The 21,138-nt window shown below is 35.5% G+C and carries 13 protein-coding genes; 1 reads left to right on the top strand and 12 read right to left on the bottom strand.

Going from position 1 to position 21,138, the window contains the following annotated elements; all coding sequences use genetic code 11:
• Positions 1–88: 88 nt before the first annotated feature.
• The 9 genes from KHA97_RS16385 to KHA97_RS16340 all read right to left on the bottom strand — a co-directional run bounded on the left by KHA97_RS16385 (position 89) and on the right by KHA97_RS16340 (position 15,986).
• Positions 89–1,579 (bottom strand): sensor histidine kinase, encoded by a 1,491-nt coding sequence (locus KHA97_RS16385; protein ID WP_233713599.1) that lies wholly within the window; start codon positions 1,577–1,579, stop codon positions 89–91.
• Positions 1,545–2,741 carry a beta-ketoacyl synthase N-terminal-like domain-containing protein gene (locus KHA97_RS24500; protein ID WP_325167479.1) on the bottom strand — a complete coding sequence of 399 codons (1,197 nt, stop codon included), beginning with the start codon at positions 2,739–2,741 and terminating at the stop codon, positions 1,545–1,547. Before KHA97_RS24500 ends, KHA97_RS16385 begins: the two co-directional genes overlap by 35 nt.
• Positions 2,742–3,435: 694 nt before the next feature.
• The gene (proC, locus tag KHA97_RS16375; protein ID WP_213125863.1) at positions 3,436–4,233 is read right to left on the bottom strand and encodes a pyrroline-5-carboxylate reductase; all 798 of its coding nucleotides are present in this window, start codon (positions 4,231–4,233) and stop codon (positions 3,436–3,438) included.
• A 362-nt stretch (positions 4,234–4,595) separates the two neighbouring features.
• Complete coding sequence (locus KHA97_RS16370; protein ID WP_213125862.1) at positions 4,596–5,219, bottom strand: ECF transporter S component; 624 nt, start codon at positions 5,217–5,219, stop codon at positions 4,596–4,598.
• Positions 5,220–5,609: 390 nt separating this feature from the next.
• On the bottom strand, positions 5,610–10,787 hold the full coding sequence (locus tag KHA97_RS24115; protein ID WP_233713598.1) for a 5'-nucleotidase C-terminal domain-containing protein: 5,178 nt from the start codon (positions 10,785–10,787) through the stop codon (positions 5,610–5,612).
• Positions 10,788–12,165: 1,378 nt separating this feature from the next.
• Positions 12,166–13,116, bottom strand: a complete 951-nt coding sequence (locus KHA97_RS16355; RefSeq protein ID WP_213125861.1) for a DNA/RNA non-specific endonuclease — start codon at positions 13,114–13,116, stop codon at positions 12,166–12,168.
• A 592-nt stretch (positions 13,117–13,708) separates the two neighbouring features.
• Entirely contained in the window at positions 13,709–14,602 is an 894-nt protein-coding gene (locus KHA97_RS16350) for a DMT family transporter (protein WP_213125860.1), read from the bottom strand.
• 4 nt (positions 14,603–14,606) lie between these two features.
• The gene (locus KHA97_RS16345) at positions 14,607–15,272 is read right to left on the bottom strand and encodes an HAD family hydrolase (protein ID WP_213126432.1); all 666 of its coding nucleotides are present in this window, start codon (positions 15,270–15,272) and stop codon (positions 14,607–14,609) included.
• Positions 15,273–15,347: 75 nt separating this feature from the next.
• On the bottom strand, positions 15,348–15,986 hold the full coding sequence (locus KHA97_RS16340; protein ID WP_213125859.1) for an HAD family hydrolase: 639 nt from the start codon (positions 15,984–15,986) through the stop codon (positions 15,348–15,350).
• 129 nt (positions 15,987–16,115) lie between these two features.
• On the opposite strand from KHA97_RS16340, the gene KHA97_RS16335 reads away from it, so the two are divergent.
• Complete coding sequence (locus KHA97_RS16335) at positions 16,116–16,967, top strand: LysR family transcriptional regulator (RefSeq protein ID WP_213125858.1); 852 nt, start codon at positions 16,116–16,118, stop codon at positions 16,965–16,967.
• Positions 16,968–17,596: 629 nt separating this feature from the next.
• Here the strand turns inward: KHA97_RS16335 and KHA97_RS16330 are convergent.
• The 3 genes from KHA97_RS16330 to KHA97_RS16320 are packed head-to-tail and all read right to left on the bottom strand — an operon-like array spanning position 17,597 to position 20,984.
• Positions 17,597–18,955, bottom strand: coding sequence for a sensor histidine kinase (locus KHA97_RS16330; protein WP_213125857.1), 1,359 nt, complete (start codon positions 18,953–18,955; stop codon positions 17,597–17,599).
• On the bottom strand, positions 18,933–19,646 hold the full coding sequence (locus KHA97_RS16325; protein WP_213125856.1) for a response regulator transcription factor: 714 nt from the start codon (positions 19,644–19,646) through the stop codon (positions 18,933–18,935). Before KHA97_RS16325 ends, KHA97_RS16330 begins: the two co-directional genes overlap by 23 nt.
• Before the next feature lie 42 nt (positions 19,647–19,688).
• A complete protein-coding gene (locus KHA97_RS16320; protein WP_213125855.1) occupies positions 19,689–20,984 on the bottom strand; it encodes a VTT domain-containing protein in 1,296 nt (431 codons plus the stop codon).
• Between the last annotated feature and the right edge of the window lie 154 nt (positions 20,985–21,138).

Below are 21,138 nucleotides of genomic sequence, written 5' to 3'. Positions count from 1 at the left end.
GACAGAGTTCACCATCCGACTTATTGCCTATATTGCTATTTATAACCAAGAAGAACCCGCTCTATTCAAGTGGCTTTCCTTCTTATCATTACTGCATATTCAATATCCCATTCTGTGGTATCTCAATTAGGAACCGGGTTCCTTCGGGAGAACTTTCAACGATATTGACATTCCCTAAATGCTCGATAATCACCTTTTTGACAAAGGGGAGTCCTAATCCCATCCCTTTATCGTTAAAAGACATGAATGGATCAAATACGCTTTCCCAATTCTCAATATGTATTCCTTTTCCTGTATCTGAAAAATGTATAACTATGCTATTGTCAACAATTTCAGTTACGATGGTTATTTTCTTGTTGTCTCTGTTAGCCGGAATCGCCTCGACACTATTTTTGATGAGATTGATAAAAACTTGCTCCAGATAGGTTCTATTTATAAATGCCTTGAGTGGCTTGTAATGGTTAGTGAATTCAATTTTCACCTGGTGCTCATTCAAAATTTCTTGTGAAAAATCAATGGCATTATTGATGACTGACTCTACATCATCTATTTTCAATTCTATTTTTGAGGTCTTCATGTATTCTTTATAGTTATTTGCGAGTTTGCCCAAATGTTCCGATGATCTCAAAATCATATCGACAGAGCCTCGATCTCTTTCTGTCATGTAGTCACTCTTGTTCAGCATCTTAGAAAAACCCTTTATGATTTGATTCGTATTTTTAACCTCATGTATTAAGCTCGCAGCCAGACTGCCTGTATAATCCAGCTTCTTTTGTCTTTGCATTAATTGATAGTAGTCCAACTTCATATTGTTATTCAGCTTCACAAATTCAAACATGATTAACGTACAAAATATGATTACTCCAATGCTGCTTGTTACACATCCTGTATCTGGAGAGAAATTAAGAAATCCCGTAAAAAAGAGCAAAAGGGAATAGATTGAAAATATGTTAACGAATTTCATCATAAAAATATTCACGATTGTCTTTGAGAGCAAATAGACGGATATCAAGATAAATATATAACTAGCCTCATACAAAACATATATCAGATTAAAGGGCCCATACACAGGAAAATAAAAACTGATAGATGAATAACTTCCCGTCCTCAGTTCCAAGCTAGAGATTCCTAAATCGGTCCAATTGATAAGATAGATAATGGAACTAAGAGTAATCAGTAGATAGAGAATCTTCTTGTTGAATAGTTTCTTAATGTTTCTATTTAACCATTTGTGATTGTCCTGTGTAGTTGGTTCACCCTCTAAAATCAGGTAGGCAATGTAAAAAATCATCACAACTGCAAAAGTAGGGCCGATCCGAAAGAGCTTAAAGAGAAACAGAACCGTTTTTTCACTCCACACCTCATTGAAATAAAGAACCCCTATATCAATCTGCCATATCGTAATAAAGATCATATAGAAAAATAACCCTCTGGACAGTTTGGATTCTCTATATATCTTCTTGATATTGATCGCCAACACCATCGGTATGAGTCCAATCGTGCAAATTAACAATCCGATAACCGTAATAATCACTCCTTGGTCATTACTCAGAACATTTTTTGATATAAGCACAGGCATTATTACCACCATATCCATGGTTGGTAATGGCCACTTCGTTTACTTCTTGAAATTTTGTCCGTGTAATAATGTTCATCTCTTCGTAACCAGCCTTTGAGGTCCGAATGGTAGGGGGAATAAAGCTATGCTCAATGCTCAGTAGAGAAGCGATAACCTGTAGGATTCCGGTAACTCCAAATGGATTTCCATACATACTTTTAATCGAAGTGTACGGCATTTTGTGGTCAAATAATTCCTTCGAGCATCTTTTTTCAATCTGATCGTTGATTTGAATGCCAAGTGCTTGGCTATTGATGTAATCAGGAACCCGATTCTCTGTTACTTCTTGTAACGCCTGTTTCATTTGGTCTCCTAATTCGTCCAAAGAGAAAATATAGATTCCATCATTATTGGAAACAATATCGACAATTTCCCCTCTAATACTGGCTCCTCGATTGACGGCATCTTCTTTTCTTTCCAATACAATGACACCAGATGCTTCGGACATTGCAAACCCTTTGCTGCTCTCTTGAAAAGGAACCGCCCCCTCCTCTAAGGACTGATTCAACGGAATGACTCTTGTTTTCGCAAATCCATAGGTTGTTCCTTTGCAAATTGGGCTGTCGCTTCCGCCAACAATGGCTACATCAATCTTTCCACTCTTTAGATAAACCATCGCTTCTTCAATCGCTTCTAAACTGGAGGTACATCCAGTCGAAATGGTCTTAGTAATTCCATTTGTACCAATTTCATGTCCGATTGCAGCAGTAATGCTGTGATAGTTACAATAATGGGCTAAGGTGATAGGGATTTTCCGAAATTGATCTTGATGTGTATAGATAAGGGAATCCTGGAAAACATCTTCCCGGATGGCTCCGAGTGAAATACCAAAGAAAAGACCAACTTTTTTGTCTTTAACTTCTAATCTAGCAGATTCAATGGCTTCCTTTGCTGCAGTGATTCCTAGTTTTGTTACCCTTGGAAGTCTTTTTAGCTTCTTATCCTCATCCAATTCTTCTTTAATCAACCCCAAAATGTTCGTCTCATTATTGGGACCTTCTCCTTCATAAACGTCCAGACAGCATACGCCATTTATTAAGTTAGACAAAAATTGGTCTATATTATTTGTATTAGGTGCAATAACACCATAACCGGTACAAACGATGTTTATAATGAATACCACCTTTTCCTCATTTTAACTACTAGAGTATAGCACGATTTGTCCGGATGCATATCTTTTTTGCCTCCAGATATTTATAGATATTGAATCTATACTAGCAATATATTTTTACTTAAAGGAAAGATAATTTGACCATAAACATCGACTTTACTACGTCCAATTTGACCGCATTTTGACAATAGTCCAAACGGGTATCATTTGATGCCAATTGATTATAAAATACAAGGCTTAAACCGCGCCCTCTATCATCTTTTCCCACTGTTTTTTTCTGTTATTTAAATACTTCCCTGAATGGAGAAAAGACAGAAGTATAGCAATTTTGGGATGGCGGTGTAATAGTTAGGAAATAAAGTGGATAGAGATTGGTAATCCTATTGATTTAGGTATTGGAAAACAGTTGAGAGCCTTAGTAGACAGGTATTAGAGAACATTGAACACAATAAAAAGACTGAATGACCATTAGATCCAGCCCGAATTTGTATTGATTTTTTATTTAAACAAACTTTTGCTTAACGGTTAAATAACGAACTTTCAAATGCCCTCTTTGTTCTTTCGAAAAGCAGACTTAATTACAGAAACAAACGACGAAGATGATTTTGCTTATTCAGTTCGTCGCCTATTGTATTAACAAATACTCCAGTGACTACTTAATTAAAAAGTCCTCCCATCATTCTGAATGGAAGGACTTTATGTTTGTTTACTCCTGCAACATTGCTTTTTGCCGGCACGCTTCAATGGCGTCAATCATTAAGTGGTCCAAATGGTTTGTGTCTAGTACCTCTAAACCAGCGGCTGTTGAACCGCCAGGAGTGGCTACCGCATCTGCAAGTTCAGCAGGAGCCACATTTGTTTTTAGCATTTCTGCAGAACCGGCAATCATGTTGGCTACTAGCTTTCTTGCTTGAACTTTACTGACACCTGACTCTATTGTTATTTTTTCGAGTGCTTCCGCAACCCGATAGATAAATGCCGGGGCACTGGAAGTTACAGCGGTCAGCTCATGAATTTGCTGCTCTGTCACTTTTTCAAATTCACCAATACCACAAATTAATTCTTCAATCCACTCTTGTAGTTCTTGGCTCACGTGTTGACCGAGTGTATATAAAGTCATTGATTTACCTAACATAGCCGCTGTATTAGGCATAACCCAAGCTACAGGTGTCCCTTTAGGAAGCCTGGATTCGAGGTAAGTTGGATCAATTCCTGCCGCTACCGTAATGACTAATTGTCCACTAATGGTTTCAGATAATTTTGCGAGGATAACTTCATGAGACTCTGGTGGCAGGGCAAGAATAATGATATCCATCTTGTGAATCTCTTGTGACCAGTGAGTGGTAATTTCCACATCAAAGGTTTCTTTTATATCACGTAGCCGCTGTTCATTTCCATTGTTGCCAACAAGAATGGCAAATTCATTTTTGTCTAGTCCTTTAATCAAGGCTTGGGCCATTCGCCCTGCCCCGATAAATAATACATGCTTTTTATTGTTACTCATTGTTGTTCACCTTTTTCTGTATTGTATATGCTGCTTCATTAGGATAGTTTGCCCGATTAGGGGTAGGTCACTCTAATTCTGTAGTCCTTCGGAATCTTGTTTCACTAATTGGGAATAAAAAAGAAAGCAAGGGAAAAGAAACTTTTCTCTTGGAGGTCTTTTCTCTATTCCGTGTTCTTCCTAACTGTATTGGAAAGGAATTGAATTAAAACAGACGGCCTATAGAACCAGTACCGATAAGGATTGAAAGGAATGTCCGTTTAAATCAAATAATATCTCCAACTTTCAAATCCAAATTAACCACTTCAAAAGAAGAAAAATCTTGTTATTACAACATCGGTAGACCTTAATTAAAGAATTATTCATTTTTTGGATACCTTCAATAACGGCGGTGCCACTGCCATTGTTACAATTCCAGCAAGGACTGCTTCAGCAAGGCCATTTGTAAAAAACACAGCTATAATGGCTTTATAAATGGCATTAATGCTACCGGCATTAATTGCTTGAGCATAGGCTTCATTAAATATCAAAGAGATTGAACCCATAACTAAAAATGTATGAATGAACGTTGTAAGTAAGCCAGTTAAAAATAAAGCCGGCTTTTGATTCGACTCATTCTTTTTTATAACTTTTTGAACAACCTTGAATAGGTAATAAGGAATAAACCCAATGATTACTCTTGGAACAAGTGCAACAAATAAAGCCCAAAAACTTCCCTGACTTGTTCCTAAAACAGGAATTACTGGTGAAAAAGCAAATGATAACAATGTTGGACTGATCGTATTAGTTGCAATACTAGTGAATCCAAACATAAGCCCTAGAAAAGCACCAATTTTTGGACCTAAAATAATCGAGGCTATAATGATTGGAATATGAATCAAAGTCGCTTTAATTACACCTAAATGTATAAACCCAAATGGTGAGAAAGCAAGTAATAAAATAATGGATAAAAAAATTGCAGTCAAAGTAAAGTCTTTTATTTTCAAGTTCTAACTCCTTTAGTAGACTATTTTTTGATTTACCTAAAGACATCAGAAGAAGTCCGATTTATAATACAACTCCCTCAAAGTTCCTCTCAATTCCTTCATATTAATTTATATGTAACATATATTCAAATGTGGTTATTCCATATACTCTCTTAAAGTATTAGTTTAAATGTGTTAAATCAACAAAACCACATTCAGCTACTGCTTCATAAATATCTTGATTTCTATTTGCCATTCATAGCTCACGTATAATGGTTTGTGAATCATATCATAACGTAACCGACCACACAGATTGCGAGCATTCTAAACCATGTTGATTTTTCTACAAAATAATATGAAGAAAGGCCATAGAATCTTGTTCTATGGCCTTGAGAAATTTTTGCTATTATTTTATTTTTCGAATGCACCAAAGGTACCTAGGCGGTCAGTAGTTACAGTAATTTTTCCTTCATTATAATTACCACCGACTAGTTCCCATGCTTTTTTAGCTTCGTAGAGAACTTTTACATCTTCAGGGTTTTTGACCTGTTTAGAATCAATAGTAAAGGACAAAGTAACTTCTTTCCTAAAGCTATAATCTTTACCCATAGAATTAATTGTAAAGTCATATACAACTAGGGCTGATTTGTCCTTTACTTTGACTTCCTTAACTTTAATGTCTGTTGCTCCATCTGGAAGGTTTGATGCAGGTATTTGTAGATCGAAAACACCATTAGAGATTACTAGATTTCCATCAGCCTCTTTTAGTTTTGCAATCGCTCCTCCATTTAAGGAAATGATTGTATTCTTTTGCTCAGAAATCTCAACAATGACAGTAGCCTCTTTTTCTACTTTGCTTAATAGATCGGCGTCAATTTGATATTTATTACCTTTTCTTTCAGGTTTAACAACTACAGTTATCGGTTCTTCATTTGGAATTGAATTAACATCTACAATTCTTCCTTCAATTTCAGTCGGAATCCCTTCACTACCTACGCTTATTAAATGATCACGGAAGTTTTCCCAATCAGAAAGTCCAAGGTCTGTTACACGTCCTTCTTCATAGGCTTTTGCAAATACATCATATCCGTCTCCACCTTTAGCTGTAAAGGCATTAGTTGCAATGGTATATGTTGTATTATCATCCACTGGTACAAAGTTGCCGTTAGCATCTTTAATATAAATTTCTACTACGCGTTCTCCTGCTGGTTTAGTAGAGTCGAATTCTACTTTACCACCTGCAACATGTAGGAAACCGCCATTTTCTCCTGGATATCTACTTAAGGAGATTTCAAATGCTTCTTTTAACTCGGATCCAGTGACTTCCATAGTTGCCAAAGTATTAGCAAACGGTAAAACAGTAATAACTTCACCAACGGTAATCGGACCAGCATCAATTGCTGCTCGGATACCACCACCGTTTTGCAACGCCATAACAACATTTTGTCCAGTGAATTCTCTTGCTTTTATAAGCATTCCATCTGTAATCAAGTTCCCTAGAATTGTTTCGTTTTTACGTACACTTGGTTTTGTGTCATCTCCATTTGTACGTGGGTTTTCTAATTCTAACGGGGTTGACACACCAATTTCTTCCTTAGCTACTTCATCCACTTTTGCTTTGTACGGCGCTAAAATTCCAGCTGCTTCTTGGTCATCTTTTTGACTACCAATAGCTATTAATTCACCAGCATGTTCAATGATTACACCATTTTCATCAAAGACAACATCGAGTACACCTAAATTACTATTGGCATTACCAGTTTGAACGATGACCGTAGGTGTTGCATCTTTAGAAACTACTACTGGTTCAGATAAAGTAGTATGGCTATGTCCACCGACTATAATATCAATACCTTCAACAGCTTCGGCAAGGATTAAGTCATTGTCAACCAGTGCATTATCGTCAAAACCAATATGTGTTAATGCAATTATCTTGTTAACACCTTCTGCTTCGAAAGCTTCGACAGCTTTCTCTGCTTGCTGGAGGTAGTTTTCAAATGCAATTGAACCTGGACTGGAAATATCAACTGTTTCTTCTGTTGTTAGTCCGAAGATACCGACTTTTTCTCCATTGACTTCTTTAATAATTCCATTGTAAATCTGGCCATTTTCAATTTCTTCGGTAATAAAGTCATTAAATAACCCATTAAATTTATCGTCATTTGAGAAATCAACGTTTGCACTCACAAATGGGAACTCTGCTCCCTTAATAAAGTCAGCTAAAGCTTGGTGACCTTCAGGAGAGGAACCTAAGTCAAATTCATGGTTACCAAATGTCATGGCATCAAAGCCCATTAAATTCATAAACGCTAGGTCTGCTTGACCATGGAATTCATTGAAATACAATGTTCCTGTGAATACATCTCCTGCATGTAGAAGAAGTGAATCTGGTTTTTCTGCTCTTACATCTTTTACTGCAGTTACGGTCTTAGGCATGTTGTCTAACGCAGCATGAGTATCATTCGTATGCATGACCGTTAATTCAAAGTTTTTATTGGATAAATCTGCAAACCCAACTTGAACCATAACTGGATCATGGTCACTTGCACGTCCTGCCATATCCGTAAAGTCAGAATTGATATGAAGAATATCAATTTCTGTATTGTCTACTAAGTTATTAGAAACCAAAATATGGTCTAATACTTGAGAGTTTCCTTGGAACAAGTAAGTATAACGGTCACTTGGATCCACGTGGTTAATCATGTTGGTCATTAATTTACCTTCGTGGATTCTCAGAGCCTCTGAAAATTGGAAGTCATTAAAGTCACCAACAGATACGATGTTAGCATATGGGTTATCATCTTTAATTTCCTCTACGAAATCATACACGATTTTAGCAATTTGTTTTCGTTTTACTTCACTTCCGTAATAAGGCGGTTGTGTTGAACCAAATAATGGAGTATCTCCGGATTTGGAGTTCCAATGGTTCACAATAACAATCACATCTTCACCTTGGAAGTTAAATTGTGCAGCCAGTGGTTTGCGGCTATTATTGAATGCAGAATTCGTAGGGTCAATACGCCCTGGATTATGTGTTAAACTACCATTTTCATAACCTACAGCAGTTGTTGCATTACCTGCTGGAATGCCTTCAGGTATAGAAACCCGATCTGGATTATACAAGAATCCAACGCGGATGTTGGCATTTGGTGCACCACCATCTTGGTTGTTAATTGGGTCAATATTTAAATATTCATAACGTGGACCACCAGCAGCTTCAATAAAATCGATTAAACGCTTATAGCTTTTATCTGCTGCAGCATCACCTGATTTAGCACCATTATTGTCTTGAACTTCTGTTACACCAATAATATCAGGGCTTTCCATATCTTTTACGAATGCTCTTGCTAATTTCTGAGCCTTGTCCGCACTAGTTTCACTAGAAAAGTTTTCTAGATTGTAAGAAGCAATCGTTAATTTGTCATCTGCCTTTTCAATGGTTGTTGTTTCAGGTACAGTGTCACCTTTAACGTGTTTAGCCTTCATAATCGATAAATCTACGTAGATTTTATAGTTTTGGAAACCATAGTTTACAAAACCAATAATTGGACCAGTAAATTTATCTCCGGTTGCAACTTCAAAATCTCTCGCAGCATCGTTATCATACATTTTAAACTGAATGCGGTCTGGGTTTGCATTATCTTCAGTTAGTAATACACCACCATAAATTGTATCCGTTTCTCTATCGTCTAGGACAGTGATTAAATCACCATGCTCTTGAGGCGCTACAGCCTTAACGGTATCAACTTCAACTCGCATTCCTTCTAGGCTTTCCCAAAAGTCAATTGCATCTTCTTCTGGATCAAATTCTTTAAAGCTATCATTATCTATTACTTCACTTGGTAGATTTTCGCTGGTGATTTTCACTGGTTCTGGAAGTTCAACACTGTTTTCTAGAACATTAACAGTTCCACTACGGTCATCACGAGCATTGATTTGAGTTACAGTTAAATCAGTATCACGTTTTGTATCATTGTATCCATCAATTTGATACTCATCAACGGTTCCTGTAACACTAACTAAATTACCAACTTTAACATTTGCAGCTTTATTTCCTGTAAAAACTACAATACCCTCAGATGTTTTCGGATTATTATCCTTTTTATCATCCGGAGTTTGCATATGGAAGTAATTATTACCACCCAGTTTATAAATATAGGTAACAATTCCTTCTACATTTTCGACAAATTGTCCAACCATTGGTGATTCATGAGATTCACCTTGAATATGGTGGATTTTAATTCCTTCTTCTACATTATAAGTAGTGTAGACAAAAGTATTTACTTTACTTGGAGTAAGACCTTCTTTTACTGCAATTGCTTTAATTGAAATTTCTTTATCAATAGTAATAGGTTCGACATATACTTTACTTTCTTCTGTAGGCTCTGTCCCATCGGTTGTGTAATAAATGGTAGCATCTTTAGTTGTTGTGTTTAAAGATACCTTTGTCCCCGCTGGAACTAATCCAGGTGTAGGAGATGCAGTAACAGGTTGAACTGCAGATGCATCGACTACAATATCAGCTTGTCCACGAGGAATAATTTGATAATCATTATCAAACTGTTGAACAATACCAGTAATGGAATCATAGGTTGTTCCAACAGCCAATTCTAATGTGCCCGTTTCATCACGAACCAAAAATTGAGTACCGTTTTCTGCTTTAGCTGTGTAATTTGCCCAGCCATTACCTTGATTAACATCTACTAGCTCAATATTATTTACAACCGCTAGTTTCGATTCATTTTCTTCATTAATTTCTTCCCCTTGTAGCTCAACTGGTTCAGGAACTACATTTTCACTTTTTTCTACTAAAGTTGCAGAATCTAATTGTAATAAGCCTCTAAACTCTTGCAATGAACCACTTACGGTAATTTCATCACCTATTTGAACTTCTAGGGAGGTTGGACGAACTGCTATTGCTGCTGTTTCATCTTGGATATGAATAGTATTTTTTAGTTTTGCTGTTACAATACCTTTTACTTTTGCTTCCCCTGTTCCTTGACTGCGTGCTTCAGCAATTGTAATAGCTTCAACCGGTTCTTCTGGGTCTGGATCTGGTTCGCCGGAATTGGAACCATCAATTGTATGTAATCCTAGATTTGTAAATATATCTTTTCCTAGATTTGTCCATTCTACAGATGGATCAAAAGGATCATTTGGATTTTTATCGCCAACGGTAATATTACTATTTCTTACTAAAGTAACATCTGCTAAATTATTAACTCTTTCTCCAACTTGGCCTACTGAATCAACCACTGTGCTTCCTTTTTTAAGAACAATCGCATCATCGCCATTAAAATTAATGACAGTAGAGTTTGCTAAATCACCTTTGCTCTTAATTTCTTCGGATGCTTGTCCATGATATAAAACATAGGTTTCACCATTTGCTAAAGTACCACTTAAGGTTAAGTTCTGGCTTACTGCACTCGCACCGTTTGAATAAAGCTCAAGTGTATACTGGCTTAAATCAACATCAGTACCCGTAGCATTATAAAGCTCTATAGCTTTGTTAAAACTACTTCCTTCAATGTACTCCGAAATAATTAAATCTTCGCCTGATCCTGGTGTTAATTCTGCCGCACTAACCATAGGAGCAAAGTTTACTAGAGTACCTGGAACTACTAAACTAAAGATCATTAACAAAGATAGTAGTTTTTTTCCAAAAAAGATCTTCATGGTTACCCTCCCTTAAATTTCTATGACATCTATTTTCAAATTACCGCATCCATATAGGTCGGTCAACCTCATTTACGAACATTAAACCAAAAACAATACTTTATACCTAAGATCTTTTGACCTAAACCCGAATGTTTTTGTTGTTATTTGTAAAGAATGTTAATTTATTGTTAAGAGGTTGTAAAAATAATATCAACAAAAGAAATCGTGATCATACCGCACTATTCATTTAAAAATAAAAATGCCGATTTCCACCGATTTTCCCTCAAAATTGTAACGATTTTGCATTCATTTTGATAAAATAATTACGTTCCTTTTCGTATGAATACGGAGTAGATGACGAAGGACTTTCTGAACCTAATGTGTGAGGAAAAACACCGGAAAGGATACTGATTTAATACCGTGAGAGAACAACTGAAAAGGAGAAGAGACCGAACTGAATCCTAACTGGACAAGGTTTGAAATTAAATGATTAAAACCTGTCCCTATCGAAAAGTTACGTTCCACCGCCCCTTCTCCCTTTCACTCCTCTCTATCCCTTATCTCCCAAAGGCTCACCCCCTTTTACTCCCCGTTTTCTCTTATAAAAAAATTACTTTCCCGCCTTTTTCCCGATTTTCGCATGAAATTGTACCGATTTTGCAATGATTTTGATAAAAAAATTACGTTCCTTTTCGAATGAAAACTAGATGGCCTACTGGCTCGAAAAAGTGAGGAAAAACACTGGAAAGGATACCGAATTAATATTGTGGAGAAACAAACCAGGAGAGACTAGAACCCTTACTAGACAAGGATTTTGAGGATACTGGCGATTGAAAATACGACTGGAAATGGGATTGAATTGATATTGAATTCCGCTGACTTTTCCCCAATTTTGGTGAAAAAAAACCGAAGGTCTGCCGGAAAAAGTACCGGAAAAACCCTCGGATTGGGAACATTAATTTTATTTAAGGAACGCTTTTATTATTTAAGAACCGTTAATTTTATATAGAGACATAGTAGATATATGCTTTGGATGAAGATTAACGTCCTGTTTCGTATTATACACTTCTAATATGTTTGCAATGAAACAAAAAACCATCATTTTAGTAACGGGTTCTGTTTTGTTTTGAACTTAATTAAAGCACCCGTTAGTGAAAAATAATAATATACTCATCGTACAAATTTTATAGATGATATGACCATTAACTTCAGTTGTTCCTGCCCAAACAACCATTTGTAAATTGTAATAAATCGTCCAACGAGGAAAATATTCTTTTGTTCATTTATTTTGCCTCAAAGTTCTAGGGGTTTACTCACCTACCATACCGTCGTTATCACGATCATCCATATATTGGTACAACCAATGATCACGAGTAATTGGCATTTTATAACCCGCATCTTTTGCTTCTTTAATCGTTACCTTCCCATTACCATTTGTATCAACACTAGAAAGATCACCGCTTTTGCTTGAACTTGTGTTTGAACTGTTTGATTCGGAAGATTTACTGCCTGTTAAACCAAGTGATTCGTTTACTTTATCCGGGTTGCTGTTATCAAACTCATCAACAATCTTATTCCCTTTTAAAGTGTAAGTGTACTTATAATGAGAAGGAATCTGTGTTTCCGTATTCGGATATGTGATAATTGCTTCAAAATTAGTAGCTCCACCAGCTTGACGGATCACCTTTTCCATATAGGCTTGATCACCGTGTCGGTTGAGTGTACTATCTTGTGGGGTAATATTATAAGCATTCGATACCCCTCCGAGAGAATCCGCAATGATATGTCCTTCATCTAAATCGTCACGTTCGACACCAGGAACCTTTGCTTCGTCTGAATAGTATCTACCAGAAGATGTTACAGGTTCCTTACTATCATCTTGTAGGATGATTTTGTCAGCAATGACACGTACCAGTTGTCCGTATTCATTTGTAAATGCCCAATATTCACGGTCCCCATAACCAATGTCAACAACGACGTTAGGTTGACGATAACCAGACAAATCACCACCATCAACTTCAATAAGTTCGTATCCTGCGAACAGTTCATTATTTGGTTGGGTTGTTGTTTCCTCTACTGCTGGTTTATCAGCAACCGTTGTGATAGTTTCTTCTTTTTCATTATTTTTATTTGTTTCAATTGTGGTTACTTCTTGTGAATCTGTTTCTACATCTGTAATGGATGCATCTTCTATATTGGTACAACCAACCATAAAGATGATTGTTAAAAGTAAGATTAAATAGTTCATTTTCTTTTTCATTTTAGGACTCTCCTGTAATAGTTTCATATTAATCATTCTAAAAATCTCGGAATGTTAACATTGAATATTATATTACCACTAAATTTCCATGCCCTTTTGTATGGTATTTATTTCTCATTATATTATACAGGAAATACAAAATACTTTGTGAGTGCTATTGAACTATTCTTCCATTTACTTGAACAAGAAAAATGGCATTACAGGTTTTGGGTTTTGGGTTGTGGAGGTACACCATGAGCTTACCCTTGTCATAACTATGATCTGAGTCCTAAAAGGATCAAGCATTCCATATGTCGATAGATCTTTAATATCTTTGATCAAGATTAGATTCCCTCCAATTTTGGCATAAAAAAAACCGAAGGTCTTCCGGACAAATACCGGGAAAACCCTCGGATTGGGAACATTAATTTTATTTAAGGAACGTATTTTTATTTAAGAACCGTTAATTTTTTATAGAGACATAGTAGATATATGCTTTGGATGAAGATTAACGTCCTGTTTCGCATTATTCATTTCCAATATGGTTGCAATGGAAACCTCTATTTTAGAATGGTTTCTGTTTTGTTATGAACTTTATTAATTAAAACACCTTTTAATGGAATAAGGTTTTTTTTAATTTTTTACTATATCTTGACTTAGAAGTCCAATTGACCATGAATATGCCAATAAAGATACAAACACCGCCGAGTATTACATTCCAATCAATCATTTCATCCAATAATAACCAGCCCGTGAGAACACCGAAAAATGGGGCTAAAAACAAGAATGCACTTGTCTTGCCGGCATCGCCTGTTTTTAATAGATAAAACCAGACAGCGAATTGTACAATGGAAGCCATTAATGCTAACCATAATAAAATGGTAATCGACAAGGTGGTAATTTGAAATGAAGGGTTTTCCAATAGAAAACTACCAATGAATAGGATCAGACCGCCAAACAACATTTGATAAGCCGTTAAAACCCATGTATTAATATGAACGCCCCATTTTTTGATTAGTAGTGTTCCGATTGCCCACGAAATGGCTGAAAGAAAACCCAATAGTGTTCCAATCTGAAAGTTTACCTGTGCACCAAGCGTAATAAATACACCAACAAAACCTGCAATAACACCGATCCATTGTCGCCAACTATATGTCATTTTCATAAAAAGTGTTCCAAATATAACAACCAAAAGGGGGTTCATAAATGTTAATATAGCTGATTGCCCCGATGTTATCGTGCGTAAACTGAAAAAGATACATCCCATGACACCCGCCGTTTGAAAGAATCCAATCAGTGCTATTTTTATCCAATCTGAACCCTTTTTTGGATGCGGGATTCTTAAACATTTTACGATAATCGCCATTAAGACCCCTGCCAAGAGGAATCGTAATGCAACCAACATGATAGGTGTAGCGTACTCAAGTCCAATCTTTCCAATCGTGAAAGAAGATCCCATTAAAGATGTTGTCAATACGACTAAAAGTCCAAAAAGCCATATGTTCATAATTTTACTTGCTTTCACAGTTGTTCATACCTATAGTTTGTAAGTGTTGTATGAATTCGTCTACGCTACTAAACATTTGGTCTGGTTGAACACTAAACTCTAATGTCTGGTAATTTGGCAACCATTGGACCCCGATTGTATGTACATGGGCTTGTTTACCAGCCAGAATGTCGGCTTCACTATCTCCTAGGAAAACAGCTTCCGTGTTTTTTATTTTAAGATGTTCCAATGCCTTATTTACTCCCTCCGGATGAGGTTTTGGTGTATAGACATCATCACCAGTAATGATTATATCAAATAAGTCATTCATATTAAGGCATTCTAAAGAAATAAGCAGACTTCTTCTTGCTTTCCCTGTTACAATTCCTAATTTATAACCATCGCTTTTTAATTGCAGAAGTAAGTCGTTAATTTTCTCATTATCCAAAACGAGTTCTTTGTGCTTTTCAATATATTTTTCATAATATAATTCGATTGCTTTATCATGATTTGAATTTATTAGATTTTCCCTGATAATTCCAGTCTCAGATGGACCGAACATAGCCTTAATCACATCTGCAGTAACCTGAATGTTGTCAAATTCCTTAAATACAGCTTGAAACGCATAAAAACAAATTGGCAAGGTGTCAGCAAGAGTACCATCAAAATCAAAAATAATTGCTTTAATAATTACACACCCTTTATCAAAAGTATTTAAAACACCTTAAACGACCAAATCAATAGAATTTAAACATCACATATTTTCCTATTCATACAGTCTTTTATTTGTTAATAAAGTTAAAATATCTTTCGGTTCTTTTAATATATAGTCTGCTGATTCAAACCGTTCTACCGTCTTAGCTCCCCATAAAGCAAGAGCAAATCTCACCCCAGCACTCTTTGCACATTGCATATCATAGATTGAATCCCCAATGTAAATTGCATCACGTTGAGTAGCACCTAAACCTTCTAAACAAGCTAATAAGGGGTCGGGATGTGGCTTGTGCTTCTCGGTATCATTAGCATTAATTGTGTATTGAAAAAAAGAGCTTAATCCAAATGGATCAAATTCATCCTTTAATTCTTGGTGTGTTTTGGAAGTAACAATACCCATTTTAACAGGTTTATTTGATAGAACTTTTATTATCTCTTCTAACCCTTTAAATACATTTACTTCTTCGGAAAATTCTAATACTGCATTCGCCCACTTTAAATGAATACGTTCTACATCAGTCACATTTAGTCTTCGAAGTGTTTCTTTTCCTGGTATTCCTAAGGCAAATCTCAATTCCTCTATTTGGTATTCTTCACCTTCACGTGCCAACACTTTTTGTAGAGATTTTAATATTGCTACTTCGGTATCTAAAATCGTTCCGTCCACATCAAAAATCAGATAATTGAACATATTTTATCTCTCCTATAAGAAATAATGTCTTTGATTAAATTGTATCCCATATAGTATTATTTGTTTAACGAATATATCGGATTGCTGTAATCGGATTTTCCGATAATAAAACAGGAGAAAATTGTTGACATGGATAAAGAACAATTAGATACATTCTTATCGTTGGTAACCTATAAAAACTTTACAAAAAGTGCTGAAATGTTACATGTAGCCCAATCAACTGTTTCGGCTAGGCTAAAAAGCCTTGAGCAAGAATTAGGAAAGCCATTACTAAGAAGAACAAACAAAGGGGTCGAACTTACTCCTTCGGGATTAATATTTTTACCTTATGCAAAAAGAATAATTGAATTAGTTGAGGAAAGTAAAAAAGAGCTAGCATTAGATGGTCAATATATTGACCGTTTAGTGTTAGGAGGTCCATCGTCAGCTTGGAACTATATCTATAGAAACGCTCTATCCACTTTTGCAATAGAAAATAGAAATGTGTCCTTAGAACTTAAAACTCATTCATCAGAGAATACTATTAGCAAAGTGTTAGATGGAGTTATAGACCTTGGAGTATCTTATACAAAACCAACTCATCCAAATTTACTAATACATGAACACATTGAGGACCATTTTAAATTTGTATCCAAATTTCAACTGAATAGGCCTATTACAGTTGATGATTTAAACAGTAAGAAATTTATATTAAACAATTGGGGAGATGCTTTCTTTGAATGGTTCATGGAGTTAACGGGCATCAATCACTTACCGGCCTTATCAATGAATCAAACTGCAATCGTGTTAAAAATGATAGAAGAACAAGATTATTTTACTTTACTACCTTCTATGATAGCCCAACCATTTATTAATGATAAAAAGCTGTATTACCTAGAAAGTGAATTTGAAATGCCCGCTCATCATATTTATATATTCACCCCAAAAGATTTAAAAAAGGAATCCACTATTAAGAAAGTATTGGATTTGTTAAAGAATTAAACTTTGAAAATTACTTTTTATTTCTTTTGAACGACCAGATAAAATGTGGATCACTTTTGGATCCAGCCTCGAATTTTGATTGATTTTACGACGAAAAATCCGATTGAATACATATAAGACTACCCGCTGCTCTTCCGGCTTCCTTGCCGTTTAGATACCAACTATTTAGCAGTAGGTACCGACTTTTTAGCATGAGGAAGAGGAAAGTAACAGGGACATACTTATTGGGCAAGGGATTGGGGGCATATTGAACAAAAAAATGATCAGAAACCAAAACTAATCAAACGTTTGATTAATAAAAAACTGAGAAAGACGTACCATTGGTACGCATCCCGATTCTTTTGGAGGCATTTTGTCTCACCACATTTCCTTCGTTCTTCCCTTCCCTTTTCCCCTTTCAGGTACCAACTTAGTTACAGCAGAGGAGAACAAAGTTCCATGGGTACCGAGGGAGTTACAGGGGATATAGTAGAAAAAGAACTGAAATTTAAAGGGAAAGGAATTGAGAAATGTCTTTTATAAAGCATCTATGGTAGTTGCTGAAAGAAAATTAGATGTTGATGTTGATAGTACCAACTTCTTTTTTAAAATATCTTTGAATTTTGAAATACCAATATTACTACTTTGTATTATTTGTGGAAAAATAACTTTACATTAGTCCCCAATCCTTCTGTACTTTCTACCTTTATTTCACCATCGTGCAATTTCATAATGCTATTAGCAATATGCAGACCTAAACCAGTGCCTCCTGTCTCTCGACTTCTTGCCTTATCAACACGGTAAAATCTTTCAAAGATATTATTAATCTCATCTTGTGGGATTCCAATCCCATAATCTTTTACTTGTATAATTACATTTTGTTCATTCTTTTCTAAGTAGACTTCTATTTTTTCTTTGCTATATTTAACGGCATTATCCAATAAAATAATAATTACCTGCTTAATCTTTAGTTCATCTGCACGAATGATGATCGGATTTTCATCAAAATGTAAAGTTATTTCTCGTCTATATACATCTTTTAATTGCTTTATTATATCCTGGCATAATGAGACCACATTTACATCAATTATTTCTAATACATTTTCCCTTTCTAGGGTAGCTAAATCCAAAAAAGTTTCAGACATTTTTTGTATTCTAGTTGCCTCAGAATGAATGGCTTTAATGGCTTCCTGTGCTATTTCTGTATTTTCTAAACCGTGTCTTCTTAATAAATTTGCGTAGCTTTTAATGACTGTTAAAGGCGTTTTTAATTCGTGAGAGGCATCAGAAACAAACTGGTTTTGTTTTTCCATGTTTACCTGAAGTCTATCAATCATACGATTAAAAGTTAGAGCCATTGTTTGGAGTTCATCTTTTGTCTTATTCTGGATGGGGATGGTCTTAGGGACACCGCTCTTTTCAATTTCCTCCATTGTTATAATCATCTTGGAAATCGGTCTCATAATCATATTAGCTAACCATCTTCCTCCAAGTAAGGATAAAAATGCAGCTAAAGTCGTACAGAATATTAAGATTGCCCGAAGAATCTCTCTTCTTGCTTCTAACCCTTGTAATCGTTCGCCAATTTCCAAACTTCCTTGAATTTGATTACCATTAATAATGGGAACGTGAACGACCAATACTTGTTCCTCTCCTTTTTCAGCAGAAATCAGATGAGTATTAGCCTGTTTACTTATTTTATACTTTGCCTTTACTTTTTTTGAGAGTAACTTATCATTCGAAACTTCATGACTTACCTTGTTCCCTTTATCAATGATTCTGATATAGGAATGTTCAGTTAAATACTCTTCTAATTTTCTCTCAATTTCACTAGACGATAGGTTGTTATCAATGTCTTTTAATATATTCCCAGCCTTTTGAAAAAGCATATCCTCTTCCATATTCACTGTTGTTTTCATAAATAGAAAGAAGACCACAAAATTGACAAGGATTAATATGCACAGCATCCAAGCAGTCGTTAGTAGATTAATTTTTGTAGTAATCTTCATCCGTGTTCTCCTTTATGGTAAAGCCAATTCCTCTGACGGTAGTAATTAAAGGACTTGAAAAACCCTCATCAATTTTTATTCTCAGGTGTCTAATAAATACATCAATGACATTAGTCTCGCCTTCGTACTCATACCCCCAAACTTTAAGAATAATGTTCTCACGTGTAACAACTTTATTTTTATTCAGTACTAGATAAACTAAGAAATCATACTCTTTCGGAGTTAATACAATGGATTTCCCGCCTCGTTTCACTTCTCTTGATTCCAAATTGATGGTTAAATCCTCAACAGTCAATAAGGTCTCTTCATCTTTAGTTTCCCGTTTAAGGTTATTCCGAAGACAAGCCCGAATTCGCGCTAATAATTCTTCAATCTCGAAGGGCTTTGTTACATAGTCGTTTGCCCCATGATCCAATCCTGCCACTTTATCAAATGTTGAGTTCCGAGCTGTTAAAAGTATAACAGGAGTTACTCTATCTTCTTTTCTTAATCTCCTTAACACTTCAATTCCACTCAATCCCGGCAACATTACATCCAGTAAAATTAAATCTATTTCATTCTGCGTTGCTGTCTCTAATCCTGCTTTACCGTCATGTTCCACGGTAACTTGATAACCTTCATATTCCAATTCCATTTTTAAGACACGAGCAATCTGTGTTTCATCTTCGACTAAAAGAATATGCGTTTTCACTAGGCACCATCCTTCCTAATCTAATTTAAAGACTTAAAGTATCTATTGATCCAACTCAATTTTGAATTTTTCCATTGCGAGACGCAACATTTCAAACAACAAGAAATTAAAAAATATCCAAACACCGCCATATACATATCCACCAACAATATCACTAGGGAGGATATGGTTAGATGCAATATTTACAAACGCCAGACTTGTTAATAAAATCAAACCAAATAAAGGAGCGAATATAGGCACATACTTTTTTTCTGTATGTCGAACGAGTAAAAACAAGCATGTTCCGTACACGATCATTATAATCATAGAATTTTTATCAGGAAAATTTGCAGAATGAAATTCTCTAAAGAAACTAAAGGTTTGCAGATATAAAAATGCCTTCTTGACCACCTCATGAAAAGGTTTTGCTCCTAGTAGCGAAACTCCAAGCAGGAGATATTCCAAGCCCCTGTTACGTCCTTTAATCCAAATGCGAATCATGGTTGCTACTACAACAGAAACCAGTGCAATTGGGGATAGAAATACTAAAAACCCTCTTATCCAGTTCATATAGGCGACTGATTTAACCATGTATATAGCAACATCGTTAAACTGAGTAAATTCATTATATAAATAGTCTTGGGCTAGTCCCAGCATCAAAATAACTATTCCAATTAAACCTAAAGTGAGGAAAATAAGAAATAATTCGGCGGCTCTTATTGTTTTTAAACGATTCATCAACCTTTTTATCAAACGAATAAAAAAGTCTTTGATTTGATTTTTATAAAACCGGTAAGCCATATATCCTAAAAACAAAATAGCCAAGACAATTACAAAAAAAATGAAATATTTACTTGCTGCTTGGTGGAAAACCTCCCATTTAGGCCCTAACACCTTTCCCAAGGTAATAAAACAAATTCCCCATAAAAAAGCACCTGTGTAAGCAGGTATGATAAATTTTCGAAAAGAAATTTTTGAAGTTCCAGAAACATAACCCGTGAAATGCCTTACACCAGGGATGAAATAAGCAATAACTAATAATTTACTGCCTGACCGTTCAAACCAATCAGCTGTTTTTTTATATCTTTCGGGTCCAAGATGGATATACCTCCCGTACTTTTCGATAAGTTTATATCCTCCTGCCTTCCCAATCAAATAGGTTACTGTAATACCCAAACCCGCTGACAAAAACACTGTAAGAAGAGCCAGAATATAATTCATTTTTCCTTGATAGACAAAATACCCTGCATAGCTCATTAAAAATTCTCCTGAAATTGGAAGAGCCAAAAGCTCCAGAAAAATACCTATAAATAAAATTAGATAACTGTGTTGTTCAAATAAAGATATTAAATAGGACATATATATGCCTCCAATTTTATTATGAGCAGGATAATAATTACTTCCACCTTTTGTCTCTCTATAATGTAGCACGATTAAAGTATTCATTTTTCATTTTAATGCAATATTAATGTTTTATTCAGATAACATACAGGTTCATTTTATATACTCAGGT

Source organism: Lederbergia citri, assembly GCF_018343625.1.
GTDB lineage: Bacteria > Bacillota > Bacilli > Bacillales > Bacillaceae_C > Lederbergia > Lederbergia citri.
The sequence above is the reverse complement of the archived record's forward strand: the minus strand, read 5'-3'. Positions and strand labels throughout refer to the sequence as shown.

Excerpts from the sequence above, each read along its gene's own strand:
- KHA97_RS16350 (WP_213125860.1), bottom strand. The coding sequence starts at position 14,602 with ATGAACATATGGCTTTTTGGACTTTTAGTCGTATTGACAACATCTTTA.
- KHA97_RS16335 (WP_213125858.1), top strand. The coding sequence starts at position 16,116 with ATGGATAAAGAACAATTAGATACATTCTTATCGTTGGTAACCTATAAA.
- proC (WP_213125863.1), bottom strand. The coding sequence starts at position 4,233 with ATGAGTAACAATAAAAAGCATGTATTATTTATCGGGGCAGGGCGAATG.
- KHA97_RS16330 (WP_213125857.1), bottom strand. The coding sequence starts at position 18,955 with ATGAAGATTACTACAAAAATTAATCTACTAACGACTGCTTGGATGCTG.
- KHA97_RS24115 (WP_233713598.1), bottom strand. The coding sequence starts at position 10,787 with ATGGTTAGTGCGGCAGAATTAACACCAGGATCAGGCGAAGATTTAATT.
- KHA97_RS16340 (WP_213125859.1), bottom strand. The coding sequence starts at position 15,986 with ATGTTCAATTATCTGATTTTTGATGTGGACGGAACGATTTTAGATACC.
- KHA97_RS16320 (WP_213125855.1), bottom strand. The coding sequence starts at position 20,984 with ATGTCCTATTTAATATCTTTATTTGAACAACACAGTTATCTAATTTTA.
- KHA97_RS16355 (WP_213125861.1), bottom strand. The coding sequence starts at position 13,116 with ATGAAAAAGAAAATGAACTATTTAATCTTACTTTTAACAATCATCTTT.
- KHA97_RS16385 (WP_233713599.1), bottom strand. The coding sequence starts at position 1,579 with ATGCCTGTGCTTATATCAAAAAATGTTCTGAGTAATGACCAAGGAGTG.